Origin of the sequence: Sphingosinithalassobacter sp. LHW66-3, assembly GCF_050703275.1 — a bacterium.
In the GTDB taxonomy this organism is placed as follows: Bacteria; Pseudomonadota; Alphaproteobacteria; order Sphingomonadales; family Sphingomonadaceae; genus Sphingomonas.
In genome coordinates, this window is sequence record NZ_CP193482.1 from 382,140 (window position 1) to 395,407 (window position 13,268).

Below are 13,268 nucleotides of genomic sequence, written 5' to 3' on the forward strand. Positions count from 1 at the left end.
GAGGGTGTGCCTCGGGCTTCCCCCTCACCAACTACGCCTGGGCGCCGCTTGCGCGGCACCAACGCTTCATATCCTCTCCCCCGAGGGGAGAGGAGTCTAGGCGTCCTCGCCGCGTTCCACCCGCACCAGCAGCGTGCCTTCGGTGACCTGGCCGCTGGCTTCGACGGTCACTTCGGTCACCGTCCCGTCGAACGGTGCGGTCAGGCTGTGTTCCATCTTCATCGCTTCGAGCGTGAGCAGCTTCTGTCCCGCAGTCACGCTGTCGCCCTGCGCGACGTCGAGCGCGATCACCTTGCCCGGCATCGGCGCGAGGATTGCGCCGTCGGAGGCGGCTCCGCCGGCGCCGCCGTCCGCACGCGGCCAGCAAATCTCGAAAATGTCGCCTTCGACTTGAACGAACTGCGAGCCCGCCTCTAGGCTCTCGAGAAATCCATGCTCGAAGCGGCTGCCCGACGGCGTTGGATCGTAGTCGAACTCGGCTGGCTTCCCATTCACGAGCAAGACCTGCTTTGAACGACGTGGTGCGTTGATCCGGAACCCGGTCAGGCTAGTCGCCATGCGACCGAAATTGGTTGATTGCCGAAACAGCCAGGCAGACGCGTCACTGAGCGTTCGATCGGACAGAACCGGCATTCTGGTAAGAGCGTCGAATTTCCGTTCGATCAAGCCGGTGTCGAGAGCGGCTTCCATGACCTCGGGATCGCGGAGCAACCGCACGAGGAAGCCCTTATTCGTTTTGATCGGCCAGATGTGCACAGTTTCCAAATGCTCCGCTAGCCGCAGCAGCGCTTCGTCCCGTTGAAACGCATGCACGATGATTTTCGCGATCATCGGATCGTAGAAAGGGGAAACCTCGCTGCCCTGGGATACGCCGGTCTCAATGCGCGCGCTATCCCCATAAAAATCGAGCGATTCCAATCGGCCAATGCTCGGCAGAAAGCCTGTGGCCGGATCCTCCGCATAGAGCCGCGCCTCAGCCGCCCAGCCATTTATCGCCAGCTCGTCCTGCCGCTTCGGCAGCTTCTCCCCGCTCGCCACGCGGAGCTGCCATTCGACCAAGTCGACGCCGGTGATCTCCTCGGTCACCGGATGCTCGACCTGGAGCCGGGTGTTCATTTCCATGAACCAGATGCGGTCGGCGCGCAGGCCTTCGCTGGCGTCGGCGATGAATTCGATCGTGCCCGCGCCGACATAGTCGACTGCCTTGGCGGCGCGGACGGCGGCGGCGCAGATCGCTTCGCGGGTGTCGGGGTCCATCCCCGGCGCGGGGGCTTCCTCGATCACTTTCTGGTGGCGGCGCTGGAGCGAGCAATCGCGTTCGAACAAATGGACGACATTGCCGTGGGTGTCGCCGAACACCTGCACTTCGATGTGGCGGGGCGAGAGGATGTACTTCTCGATCAGCACGCGATCGTCGCCGAAGCTGGACGCGGCCTCGCGCTTGCAGCTGGCGAGCGCGTCGAGGAAATCGGCGCTCGCATCGACGCGGCGCATTCCCTTGCCGCCGCCGCCCGCAACCGCCTTGATGAGAACCGGATAGCCGATCTTGTCGGCCTCGGCCTTCAGATGCTCGGGGTCCTGGTTCTGGCCGAGATAGCCGGGGGTGGTCGGCACGCCCGCGTCCTGCATCAGCTTCTTTGCAGCGTCCTTCAGCCCCATCGCGCGGATGCTCGAAGGCGTCGCGCCGACCCAGATCAGCCCGGCGTCGGCGACGGCCTGGGCGAAATCGGCGTTTTCGGAGAGGAAGCCGTAGCCGGGATGGATCGCCTCGGCGCCGGTCTGCTTAGCGGCGGCGATGATCTTCTCGCCGACGAGATAGCTTTCGCGCGCGGGGCTGGGGCCGATGTGGACCGCTTCATCGGCCTGGCGGACATGCAGCGCCTGAGCATCGGCGTCGGAATAAACGGCCACGGTGCGAATTCCCATCGCGCGCGCGGTGCGGATGATGCGGCAGGCGATCTCGCCGCGATTGGCGATGAGCAGGGATTGGATCATGGGTGCCGTTCCGGAAAGCCGTGGCGGGTGTGAAGCGCCGCCAGCAGGGGTTCGATTTCGTTGACGAAGCCGCCCTCGGCGAAGGCGAGCGCGGGGAGGTTCTGGTTCTCCTCGCCGAGCGCCGCGACGACTTCGGCACGCGGGCGTGGCCAGTCGACGCGGATTACCTCCAGTCGGGCCGCACGGTCGGGGAAAGTGGCGAGCAGCCCTTCCACGGTCATGCAATCCTTGCAGTAGAAGCTGCGGCCGGGGAGCGCAGGATCGCTCGCCTCGACGGGCAGGAGGAAGAGGCGATCGCGAGTCATTCTGCGGCCGGGCAACCCTGAGTGCGCTGCGTCCAGGTGAGATTGTTCACCTTCCACGTGCCGTCGGTGCGAATCAGATCGATGTGATTGGTGCCGCAATGCACGACGCGCTCGTTCTGCGTGAAGACATAGTCGGACCAGATCATCGCGATGTCGCCGTCGACATGGACGTGCGGATCGAGGAGGCGTTCGCCGGCCCCTTCCGGGAAGCCGGGAAGCTGTTCGGCGAAGCGGCTCCAGCTCATGCCGCGCATCCGGCTCGTGCCGTCGCGCGCGTTCATCTGACCGGTGGCGCGGCCCTCGGGCACCGTGACGGCAAGCATCGCTTCGGGATCGCGCGTGCCGAGCGTTTCGAACAACGCATCCACCGTGGCGAGCACGGCGGCGGAATCCTCCTCCGACGCATGCTGCGCGAGCGCCGGCGAGGTGAAGAGGAGGGCGGGGACGAGGAGGAGATGGCGCATCATCGGTCAGGCTCCTTGGGCGAGATCCTCCCCGGGACGGGGAGGGGGACCAGCCGCAGGCTGGTGGAGGGGGCGAGCCAGCAAGGCTGCGATCGATGCTGCCACGGCAGCAGGGTCGCGCAGCACTTCGGCGGCGGGATAGCGAAGGATGCGATAGCCGTTTTCGCAAAGGAAGGAGTCGCGGATTGCGTCAGATCGGGTCCGTGTTCCGCGGTTATGTGCTTCACCATCGACTTCGACGATCAGCCGGTGCGCCACGCAGCAGAAGTCAGTGACGTACGGGCCGATCGGGTGTTGGCGGCGGAACTTCGCGCCGGTGCGTGCAGCGCGAAGATGCTCCCAGAGAAGCACCTCAGGAAGGGCGAGGGCGCGTCGCTGTCTGCGGGCGAGCGCGGTTTCAGGACGGATCGCGCGCGGCAGCCCCCCTCCACCACGCTTCGCGCGGTCCCCCTCCCCGTGCCGGGGAGGATCTTCGACGGCTTCCCCCCTCACATCCGGAAGACGCCGAAGCGGGGCGTCTCAGGGATGGGGGCATTCAGGCAGGCGGCGAAGGCGAGGCCGAGGACGTCGCGGGTCTGGGCGGGGTCGATGATGCCGTCGTCCCAGAGGCGGGCGGTCGCGTGCCAGGGGTTGCCTTCGTCTTCGTATTTCTGGCGGATCGGCGCCTTGAAGGCCTCGGCTTGCTCGTCGCTCCACGAATCCGCATCGCGGTGGACGGTGGCGAGGACGCTCGCGGCCTGCTCGCCGCCCATCACGCTGATCCGGCTGTTGGGCCAGCTGAACAGGAAGCGCGGGCTGTAGGCGCGGCCCGCCATGCCGTAGTTGCCCGCGCCGAAGCTGCCGCCGATCAGGATCGTCACCTTGGGCACGCTTGCGGTGGCGACCGCGGTGACGAGCTTTGCGCCATGTTTGGCAATGCCTTCGGCCTCGTACTTGCCGCCGACCATGAAGCCCGAGATGTTCTGGAGGAACAACAGCGGAATGCGGCGCTGGCAGGCGAGTTCGATGAAATGCGCGCCCTTGACCGCGCTTTCGGAGAACAGGACGCCGTTGTTGGCGAGGATCGCGACCGGCATGCCCCAGATGTGCGCGAAGCCGCAGACAAGGCTGGAGCCGTAGAGCGCCTTGAACTCATGGAATTCGCTGCCGTCGACAAGGCGGGCGATGACTTCGTGGACGTCGTAGGGCGCGCGCACGTCCTTGGGGACGATGCCGTAGAGGTCTTCGGCGGGGTATCTGGGCGCGCGGGGTTCGCGGTTCGCGTCGGTCGCCAACGCTCCGGCCTGCGCCGGAGCACGGGGATCGCCCAGATGGCTGACGATGTCGCGGACGATCGTCAGCGCATGTTCGTCGTTTTCAGCCAAGTGATCGACCACGCCGGAGGTGCGCGCGTGCAGGTCGCCGCCGCCGAGGTCCTCGGCGCTGATCTCCTCGCCCGTGGCGGCCTTCACCAGCGGCGGGCCGGCGAGGAAGATCGTGCCCTGTTCGCGCACGATCACGCTTTCGTCGGACATGGCCGGAACATAGGCGCCGCCCGCGGTGCAGCTGCCCATCACGCAGGCGATCTGGGGGATGCCCAGCGCCGACATGTTCGCCTGATTGAAGAAGATGCGGCCGAAATGATCGCGATCGGGGAAGACTTCGGACTGGTGCGGCAGGTTCGCGCCGCCCGAATCGACGAGGTAGATGCACGGCAGCCGGTTTTCCTGCGCGATCTCCTGCGCGCGAAGGTGCTTCTTCACCGTCATCGGATAATAGGTGCCGCCCTTCACCGTGGCGTCGTTGCACACGATCATGCACTGGCGCCCCGAGACGCGGCCGATGCCGGCGATCATTCCGGCGCCGGGCACCTCGTCGTCGTACATGCCGTTCGCGGCGAGCTGGCCGATCTCGAGGAACGGCGAGCCGGGATCGAGCAGCCGCTCGACGCGATCGCGCGGAAGCAGCTTGCCGCGCGCGATATGGCGCTCCCTAGCACGCTCCGATCCGCCGAGAGCGGCCTGAGCGACGTCCGCGCGAAGCTTCTGCGCCAGTGCCTGATTGTGCGCGGCATTCGCACGGAAGCCATCGCTGTCCCGCGACAGCTGGGAAGTGAGAGCGGGCGCGCTCATGCGGCGCCTACGAGCTCGCGGCCGATCAGCATGCGGCGGATTTCGTTGGTGCCGGCGCCGATGTCGAGCAGCTTGGCGTCGCGGGCGAAGCGCTCGACCGGCCAGTCCTTGGTATAGCCGGCGCCGCCCAGCGCCTGGATCGCCTCGAGGCTGACCTTCACCGCGCTTTCGCTGGCGAGCAGGATCGCGCCCGCCGCATCGAAGCGCGTGGTGCGGCCGGCGTCGCAATTTTTCGCGACCTGATAGACATAGGCGCGCGCCGAATTGAGCGCGACATACATGTCGGCGATCTTGGCCTGGATCAGCTGAAAGCTGCCGATCGGCTTTCCGAACTGGCTGCGCTCGCGAACATAGGGGAGAACCACGTCGAGGCATGCCTGCATGATGCCGAGCTGGATGCCGGCAAGCACGGTGCGCTCATAATCGAGCCCGCTCATCAGCACGCCGACGCCGCCGTTCACCGGGCCCATGACGTTCGCCTCGGGCACTTCGCAGTCGTTGAAGACGAGCTCGGCGGTGGGCGAGCCGCGCATGCCCATCTTGTCGATCTTCTGGCCGATCGAAAAGCCAGGCATGTCCTTTTCGATCAGGAAGGTGGTGATGCCCCGCGATCCCTCGCCGGTCTTGGCATAGACCACCAGCGTATCGGCATAGGCCGCGTTGGTGATCCAGAACTTCGTGCCGTTGAGCAAATAACCCGAGTCGGTCTTTTCCGCGCGCAGCTTCATGCCGACGACGTCGGAACCCGCGTTCGTCTCCGACATGGCGAGGCTGCCGACATGCTCGCCGGAAATGAGCTTGGGCAGATATTTCGCCTTCTGCTCGTCGCCCGCCCAGCGGCGGATCTGATTGACGCAGAGGTTCGAATGCGCGCCGTAGCTCAGGCCGATCGACGCGGAGGCGCGGCTGACTTCCTCGACGGCGACGACATGTTCGAGATAGCCGAGGCCAAGACCGCCCCATTGTTCCTCGACGGTGATGCCGTGCAGGCCGAGTTCGCCCATCGCCGGCCAGAGCTCGCGCGGGAACCAGTCCTCGGCATCGATCCGTGCGGCGAGCGGAGCGATCTGGTCCTCGGCGAAGCGGCGGGTGCTCTCGCGGATCATGTCGGCGGTGTCGCCGAGGCCGAAGTCGAGGGTCGGTTGCATCGTCTCTCCTTGTGGCAGTGATTCTGCCCTTCTTTGAGTCTCTCTAACCGCTCCCGCCGCGCTTGTCGAAGGTCGATTTTCCGATTGGAGAATCGAGCGCTAACGCCTCAGCGCGTCATGATGATCCCGTCCTCCACTCCGACCGGCCAGGCGGTGAGGCGTGAACCGGTGCATGGTCCGCCGAGGCAGCGGCCATCGTCGATCGCGAAGGTGGCGCCATGCCACGAGCAGAAGATGCGGTCGCCCGCGTCGGTCACATAGCGATCAAGTTGCTGCGCAAGCGGCAGGCCCTGGTGCGGGCAACGGTCGACATAGCCGTATACGGCGGCGCCCCGGCGGACGACGAAGCCATGGAAGCGGCCGGCCTTCATCTCGAGCACGAAGCTACGCGCGCGCCCGTCGGCGATGGCGTCGAGCGGGCCCAGCGCGACTCCGGCGGGGGTGGCGGTGAGGCGCTCCACTCAGTTCCTCCCCGCTTGCGGGGAGGGGGACCGGCCGCAGGCCGGTGGAGGGGGTTGGCGGCAGGCGGAGCGCTTGGGGCTAGCCCCTTCCACCATGCTGCGCATGGTCCCCCTCCCCGTGCCGGGGAGGATCTTCACGGTAGTCTTGCCTTGGGAAAGTCCTTCCACGCGGCGTCATAGTCCGGCTGCGCCGTATCGAGCGCGAAGCGCGTCGGGCGATAGGGCCAGCAGCTTTCGACCATGAAGGCCATGGTGCCTTCGATTTTGTGCGGCTGGAGATCGGCGCTCGACGCGGCTTCCCAGCTCGCCTTGTCGGGGCCGTGACCCGCCATCAGATTGTGGAGCGAGAGGCCGCCGGGCGCGAAGCCCTCGGCCTTGGCGTCATAGGCGCCGTGGATCAGGCCCATCGCCTCGCTCATCACGTTGCGATGGAACCAGGGTGGTCGGAAGGTGTCCTCCGCGACCATCCAGCGCGGCGGGAAGATCACGAAATCGGCGTTGGCGCGGCCGGGCACGTCGCTGGGCGAGGTGAGCACGGTGAAGATCGAGGGATCGGGATGGTCGAAACTGACCGTGTTGATCGTGTTGAACCGCGACAGATCATAGCGCCAGGGCGCGAGATTGCCGTGCCACGCCACGACGTCGAGCGGGCTGTGGTCGAGCGTCATCGTCCAGAGGCTGCCGAGATATTTCTGGACCACTTCGGTCGGCTCGTCGCGGTCCTCGAACCAGGCGGAGGGGGTTTCGAAATCGCGCGGATTGGCCAGGCCATTGGCACCGATTGGGCCGAGATCGGGCAGGCGAAACAGGCTGCCGTGATTCTCGGCGACATAGCCGCGCGCTTCGCCGTCGGGAAGCAGCGCGCGGAACTTCACGCCGCGCGGGACGAGCGCGATCTGGCCGGGAGCGATGTCGATGCGGCCAAGCTCGGTGAGCAGGGTGAGGCGGCCCTGCTGCGGCAGGAACAGCAGCTCGCCGTCGGAATCGACGAATACGCGGCGGTCCATGTCCTTGTTGGCGGCATAGAGATGGACGGCGACGCCCTCCAGGTCCGCGGGGTCGCGGTTGGCGAGCATCGTCGTCATGCCGTCGATCAGGTCGGTCGGCGCGCTCGGACCTTCGAGCGGCGACCAGCGCAGGCGGTTCGGAGCGACCGGTCCGTCGACCGTGCCGGGGGCGAAGCGCTGCGCGCCTTCATAGCGCGTATAGGGCGGATGCTCTGCGGTGGGACGCAGGCGGTAGAGCCAGCTGCGCCGGTTCTCGTGGCGCGGCGCGGTGAAGGCGCTGCCCGACAGCTGCTCGGCATAGAGGCCGAAGGGGGGCTTCTGCGGCGAATTGCGGCCCTCCGGCAGCGCGCCAGGCACCGCTTCGGTGCTGACGTGGTTGCCGAACCCGGGGAAATAGGAAGTCATGCGGCCTCGTCCTAGTCACGTGCACGAGAAGTCGGATGAGGGGAAAGCGCCGGCTTCCCCCTCATCCTCCTGCGGCCTTCCCTTCCTGTGGAGGAAGGGAAAACTTGGGGCCGGGTTATGTCCCGGCTCTCCCCTCCAAACTGTGCGTGCCCCGCATGCGCAGAGCGCGCGGCTCAGGCATCGACCTTGATCACGCCGCGGCGGATCTGGTCGAACTCGATCGATTCGAACAGCGCCTGGAAATTGCCGTTGCCGAAACCTTCGTTGCCCTTGCGCTGGATGATCTCGAAAAAGATCGGGCCGAACATATTCTCGGTGAAGATCTGGAGGAGGATGCCCTCTTCGGTCGAGCCGTCGATCAGGATGCGGTTCTTCTTCATCCGGTCGAGGTCTTCGCCGTGGTTCGGCACGCGTTTGTCGACCAGCTCGTAATAGGTCTCGATCGTGTCTTGCAGGCGCACGCCGCGCTCGCGCAGCTTCTCGACCGTTTCGTAGATGTCGTCCGTGGTCAGCGCGAGGTGCTGGATGCCTTCGCCCTTATATTCGCGGATGAACTCCTCGATCTGGCTGTTCTCGTCCTGGCTTTCGTTGAGCGGGATGCGGATCGCCTTGTCGGGGGCGATCATCGCCTGGCTGAACAGCCCGGTCGCCTTGCCCTTGATGTCGAAATATTTCTGCTCCTCGAAGTGGAAGAGCTTGGAATAGAATTCCGACCAGACGCGCATCTGTCCGCGGCGGACATTGTGGGTGAGGTGGTCGAGCATGTCGAGGCCGACGCCGTTCTTGCGCGCCTCTTCCTCCCAGCCGGGAACTTCGTTCCAGTCGGCGTAGAGGTCCGCATCGTCCTGGACGAGATAGAGATAGCTGCCGCCGATCCCCTCGATCGCGCAGCTGCCTTCGCCGAGCGCTCCGATCGTCTCGTCGACCGGCTTGGCGCCGTGATCGAGCGCGGCCTGACGCGCGCCCGCCGGATCGCCGACGCGGAACGCCATGCCGCTGGCGGACGGGCCGTGCGCCGCGCGGAAGTCGGCGGCCTGGCCGGTCGGCTCGCGATTGAGCAGCAGGTTGATGCGGCCCTGGCGGAACCGGACGATGTCCTTGGTCGGGTGCGTCGCGGCGGGGACGAAGCCCAGGCGCCGGAAATGATCCTCCATCGCCTGGGGATCGGGCGAGGTGAATTCGACGAACTCGAAGCCGTTGAGGCCGAGCGGATTGGTCTGGTCGGTCATGCTGCGCTCTCCTGTTCGGGCCGGCGGATACCGTAGCGGCGCAACTAGTGTCAAATGATACCAGTTGCGCCGCTTCTCTTCAGGAGAACGCAGGTTCCTATCCGGAGGTCCCTGCCGCCGTGGCGACGACATAGCCGAGATAGCCGGCATAGCCCGCCAGGAGGAGACCGCCCGCGGCGCGGCCGTAGCGCAGCCGCAGACCCAGGAGCAGCATCAGCAGCGCGGTTCCGAGCAGGATCGGCAGATCGCGCGTCAGCAGCTCGGGCGGAAGCGCTCCAGGGGCGACGAGCGCAGTCATGCCGCCGATGCCGAGCAGATTGTAGATGTTGGACCCGACGACATTGCCGAACGCGACTTCGCCATGGCGGCGCAGCGCGGCGATCACCGAAGTGACGAGTTCGGGCAGCGAGGTGCCGACCGCGACGATGGTGAGGCCGATCAGCGCCTCGGACATGCCGAGCCGCTCGGCCAGTTCGATCGCACCGCCGACGAGCAGATTGCCTCCGAAGACCAGCAACGCGAGTCCGCCGAGCACCAGGAGCGCGGCACCCGCGCCGCCGCGGCGTGCGGCGGGCGCATCGGCTTCCGCCGCTCCGGTCGCGGGCGCCGCGGCCGCACGCTCGTTGCGATAGGCGAGGACGAGATAGCCGGCGAGCAGCCCGAGCAGCGCCACGCCCGCCAGCGTGCCGACCGGCCCCTGGAGGGCAAGGATGAACAGCAGCGCTGTCGCGGCAAGCGCCATGATGCCGTCGCGGCCGAGAGAGGCGCGCGTGACTGCGAACGGCGCCAGGACTGCCGCGAGGCCGAGGATCAGGAGCGTGTTGGCGAGGTTCGATCCGACGACATTGCCCCAGGCGATGCCGGGCGAGCCGAGCAGGGCGGCCTCGATGCTGGTGACGAGTTCGGGCGTCGATGTGCCGAAGCCGACGACGACCAGCCCGACCACGAGCGGCGACAGGCGCGCGAGCGCAGCGAGACGCACTGCGCCGCGCACCAGCGCTTCGCCTCCGGCAACGAGCAGCAGCAGCCCGCCCACGATCGATGCGAACAGGATCATGCGCGTGCGTTCCGAATGTGAATCATGTGAATTGACATTGCCGACCTCCGTCGATGAACATCATCGATCGAGCGCGCGTCGGCGAGGCTCGGAGGGGGAGGGTTCGGGGACCGGCCGAACCTGCACCGAGCGCGCTCGATGCGGCCGACATCACGATGCCATCGAATGGCGCCGCCAGAGGGGCCCGGTCCGCGCCGATCCAGATCGTGTAGCGCCGGCCGCTTGTCAACCGCCCCCGGTGCTGCGGCGGGCACGATGGCCGCGAACCGCTGTCGCAGCGTCCGATCGGACGAGGCGAGCGCATGCGCCCAGAGCTCGGCTTTCGCCGCTGCGGGAGAAAATTGGTGGATCACCGCCATCACAGGCGATATCAGGGAGCGAACGCGCCAGGCAACCCACAAGGCTAGAAAAGTATCTCGATGATTCGCTCGATCAGCAGCCGTGAAGTAGTCAATACCTTCCTGAACTTCTTCGAGCAGAAGAAGCATTTGAGGATTCCGGGACATTCGGTGGTCCCTAACAACGATCCTTCGCTTCTGTTCATCAATTCCGGGATGGCGCCGCTCAAATCCTATTTTCTCGGAACCGAGCGCCCGCCGCAGCCCGAGCTCTGCGATATTCAGCGGTGCGTGCGCACCAACGACATCGAGGAAGTGGGTGACCGGCACCATCTGACCTTCTTCGAGATGATGGGTTCCTGGTCGATCGGCGGCTATTGGAAGGAAGAGGCGATCGCGCTCGCCTGGGAGCTGCTGACGAAGCACTTCGGCTTCCCGCCCGAATCGCTCTATGCGACCTATTATCGCGGCGATCCGGAACTCGGCATCCCGGGCGACGACGAGTCGGCCGGCATCTGGGAACGGGTCGGCATGGCGGCCGACCACATCATTCCGATGGGCGCGGACAATTTCTGGGGGCCGGCAGGCGAGTTCGGCCCGTGCGGCCCCTGTACCGAGGTGTTCTACGACACCGGCGATGCCTATGGCGAACGCTACGTGCCGGGCGGCCATTTCGACGACGTGAACCGCTATATCGAGATCTGGAACGCCGGCGTGTTCATGCAGTACAACAAGCTGCCGAGCGGCCTCGAGCCGCTCGACATGCGCAGCGTGGACACCGGATCGGGCGTCGAGCGCATCCTGATGGCGCTGAACGGCGTCGAGACGGTGTACGAGACCGACCTGCTGAGCCCGCTGACGAGCTTTGCCTCGGCGCAGCTCGACCTGCCGACCTCGGACCGGTCGGTGCGGCTGATCTCCGATCACGTGCGCGCGGCGACGATGATCTTCGCCGATCGCGTGAAGCCCGCCGCCAGCGGCCCCGGTTATATTCCGCGCCGATTGGTGCGCCGCGCAGTCGCGGCGGCACGGCAGCGGGCGCCGGAATTCGACTTTGCCGCGATGGTTGAGATCGCGATCGACAATGCCGGCGAATGGAATCCGCACGTCGCCGAGCGGCGCGACGAGATCAAGGCGGTGTTCGCGCGCGAGCAGGAGGAATTCGAGGCGACGCTCACCGCCGGGCTGGGCAAGCTGGAGGACGCCTATGCCAAGGGCGAAGGGCATATCGACGGCGCCACTGCGTTCAAGCTGTTCGGCACCTATGGCCTGCCGGTCGACACGATCCGCGAATATGCCCTCACGCGCGGCGGCAGCTTCGACGAAGCCGGCTTCCAGGAAGCGTTCGCCGAGCATCAGGAACTGTCGCGCGCGCTGAAGGACAAGGAAACCGGCTCGGGCGTGGCCGCGGCGATGGAGCACCTGCCGCAGACCGAATTCGTCGGGTACCGGCATCTGGAAGCCGACGGCAATGTGCTGGGCCTCTTCCGCAAGGAGGAGCGCGTCGAGTCCGCGCAGGCGGACGAGGAAATCGTGCTCGTGCTCGATCGGACGCCCTTCTACGCCGAGGGCGGCGGGCAGATCGGCGACCGCGGCGCGATCACGGCCGACGGCCTGCTCATCGAAGTGCACGACGTGGTCCAGGGCTCGCCCGGCGTATTCGCGCATCAGTGCACCGTCCGTGAGGGCAGCGTGCGCGAGGGGCAGCGCGTGCATCTCGCCGTCGACGGCCAGCATCGTCACCAGGTGCAGGGGAACCACAGCGCGACTCACCTGCTGCACGCGGCGCTCCGCAAGGTGCTCGGCACCAACGTCGGCCAGGCCGGATCGCGCGTCGACGGCGATCGGCTCCGCTTCGACTTCACCTATGGCGAAAAGCTGTCCGACGAGACGCTCGCGACGATCGAGGAGATGGTCAACGACGCGATCCTCGCCAATCTGCCGCAGGTCGAGCGCAAGATGGGCTATGACGAGGCAGTCGAGGCGGGCGCGCTCGCGTTCTTCGGCGACAAATACGGCGCCGAGGTTCGCACGGTGACGTTCGGCGACGTTTCGATGGAGCTGTGCGGCGGCACCCATGTCGGCGCGACCGGAGAGATCGGCCCGTTCGTGATCCTGTCCGAAGGCAGCGTCGCGCGTGGTGTTCGCCGGATTCAGGCAGTGACCGGGCGTGCGGCCTATCGGCTGCTGCGCGACCACGACCGGCTGCTCCAGCGCGTCGCCGCCAAGCTCAACGCCAAGCCCGAGGAACTCGAAGGCCGGGTCGAGAAGCTGATGGCCAAGCGCGAAGCTCCGGCAGCAGGCGCCGCAGCCGCCGGGCCGAGCCCGGAGGCACTGGCGAGCCAGGCCGCTGCGCTGGCCGACGGCACCCCCGCGGTCATCGCCCGGATCGAGGCGCCCGCCGAGGCACTGCGTGGGCTGGCGCTCGACACGGCGCGGGCGATCGGCGGGGTCGTGGTGCTTGTGACGGCTGAAGACCGCGCGAATGTGACGATCGCCGTGCACAATGATTGCGCTCCGCCCTGGCATGCCGGGCAGATGCTCAAGCGGCTGCTGCCGATCATCGACGGGCGGGGCGGCGGCAAGGATACGCTCGCGGCCGGCGCCGGGACGAATGTGGCGAAGCTCGACGAGCTGCTTGCCGAGGCACGCGCGCTCGCGCCAGCGGCGGCCTGAGGCAACTCGCGTGAGCTGACGCAGACGGGCGGCTGCCGAACGGGCTCCGGCCCGCACGGCACACCGCCTGCG

11 protein-coding genes are annotated in these 13,268 nt (G+C 66.7%); 1 reads left to right on the forward strand and 10 read right to left on the reverse strand.

From position 1 onward, the window contains the following. Window positions 1-96: 96 nt before the first annotated feature. The 10 genes from ACQ450_RS01790 to ACQ450_RS01835 all read right to left on the reverse strand — a co-directional run bounded on the left by ACQ450_RS01790 (window position 97) and on the right by ACQ450_RS01835 (window position 10,182). The gene (locus tag ACQ450_RS01790; protein ID WP_431470267.1) at window positions 97-1,995 is read right to left on the reverse strand and encodes an acetyl/propionyl/methylcrotonyl-CoA carboxylase subunit alpha; all 1,899 of its coding nucleotides are present in this window, start codon (window positions 1,993-1,995) and stop codon (window positions 97-99) included. Next, window positions 1,992-2,300 carry a DUF3088 family protein gene (locus ACQ450_RS01795; RefSeq protein WP_431470268.1) on the reverse strand — a complete coding sequence of 103 codons (309 nt, stop codon included), beginning with the start codon at window positions 2,298-2,300 and terminating at the stop codon, window positions 1,992-1,994. Before ACQ450_RS01795 ends, ACQ450_RS01790 begins: the two co-directional genes overlap by 4 nt. Beyond that, a complete protein-coding gene (locus ACQ450_RS01800; RefSeq protein ID WP_431470269.1) occupies window positions 2,297-2,767 on the reverse strand; it encodes a nuclear transport factor 2 family protein in 471 nt (156 codons plus the stop codon). The genes ACQ450_RS01795 and ACQ450_RS01800 overlap by 4 nt, the downstream gene beginning before the upstream one ends. A 3-nt stretch (window positions 2,768-2,770) precedes the next feature. Continuing rightward, on the reverse strand, window positions 2,771-3,256 hold the full coding sequence (locus ACQ450_RS01805; protein WP_316715486.1) for an endonuclease domain-containing protein: 486 nt from the start codon (window positions 3,254-3,256) through the stop codon (window positions 2,771-2,773). Then, complete coding sequence (locus ACQ450_RS01810; protein ID WP_431470270.1) at window positions 3,253-4,875, reverse strand: carboxyl transferase domain-containing protein; 1,623 nt, start codon at window positions 4,873-4,875, stop codon at window positions 3,253-3,255. The genes ACQ450_RS01805 and ACQ450_RS01810 overlap by 4 nt, the downstream gene beginning before the upstream one ends. Further along, the gene (locus ACQ450_RS01815; protein WP_431470271.1) at window positions 4,872-6,023 is read right to left on the reverse strand and encodes an isovaleryl-CoA dehydrogenase; all 1,152 of its coding nucleotides are present in this window, start codon (window positions 6,021-6,023) and stop codon (window positions 4,872-4,874) included. Before ACQ450_RS01815 ends, ACQ450_RS01810 begins: the two co-directional genes overlap by 4 nt. Window positions 6,024-6,130: 107 nt before the next feature. Next, window positions 6,131-6,484: a Rieske (2Fe-2S) protein gene (locus ACQ450_RS01820; protein WP_431470272.1), complete on the reverse strand. Its 354-nt coding sequence runs from the start codon at window positions 6,482-6,484 to the stop codon at window positions 6,131-6,133. Window positions 6,485-6,618: 134 nt separating this feature from the next. Then, window positions 6,619-7,896 (reverse strand): homogentisate 1,2-dioxygenase, encoded by a 1,278-nt coding sequence (gene hmgA / locus ACQ450_RS01825; RefSeq protein ID WP_431470273.1) that lies wholly within the window; start codon window positions 7,894-7,896, stop codon window positions 6,619-6,621. Window positions 7,897-8,069: 173 nt separating this feature from the next. After that, window positions 8,070-9,125, reverse strand: a complete 1,056-nt coding sequence (gene hppD, locus ACQ450_RS01830; protein ID WP_431470274.1) for a 4-hydroxyphenylpyruvate dioxygenase — start codon at window positions 9,123-9,125, stop codon at window positions 8,070-8,072. 97 nt (window positions 9,126-9,222) lie between these two features. Next, window positions 9,223-10,182, reverse strand: coding sequence for a calcium/sodium antiporter (locus ACQ450_RS01835; RefSeq protein WP_431470275.1), 960 nt, complete (start codon window positions 10,180-10,182; stop codon window positions 9,223-9,225). A 419-nt stretch (window positions 10,183-10,601) separates the two neighbouring features. On the opposite strand from ACQ450_RS01835, the gene alaS reads away from it, so the two are divergent. Next, complete coding sequence (gene alaS, locus ACQ450_RS01840; protein ID WP_431470276.1) at window positions 10,602-13,196, forward strand: alanine--tRNA ligase; 2,595 nt, start codon at window positions 10,602-10,604, stop codon at window positions 13,194-13,196. Window positions 13,197-13,268: the final 72 nt, after the last annotated feature.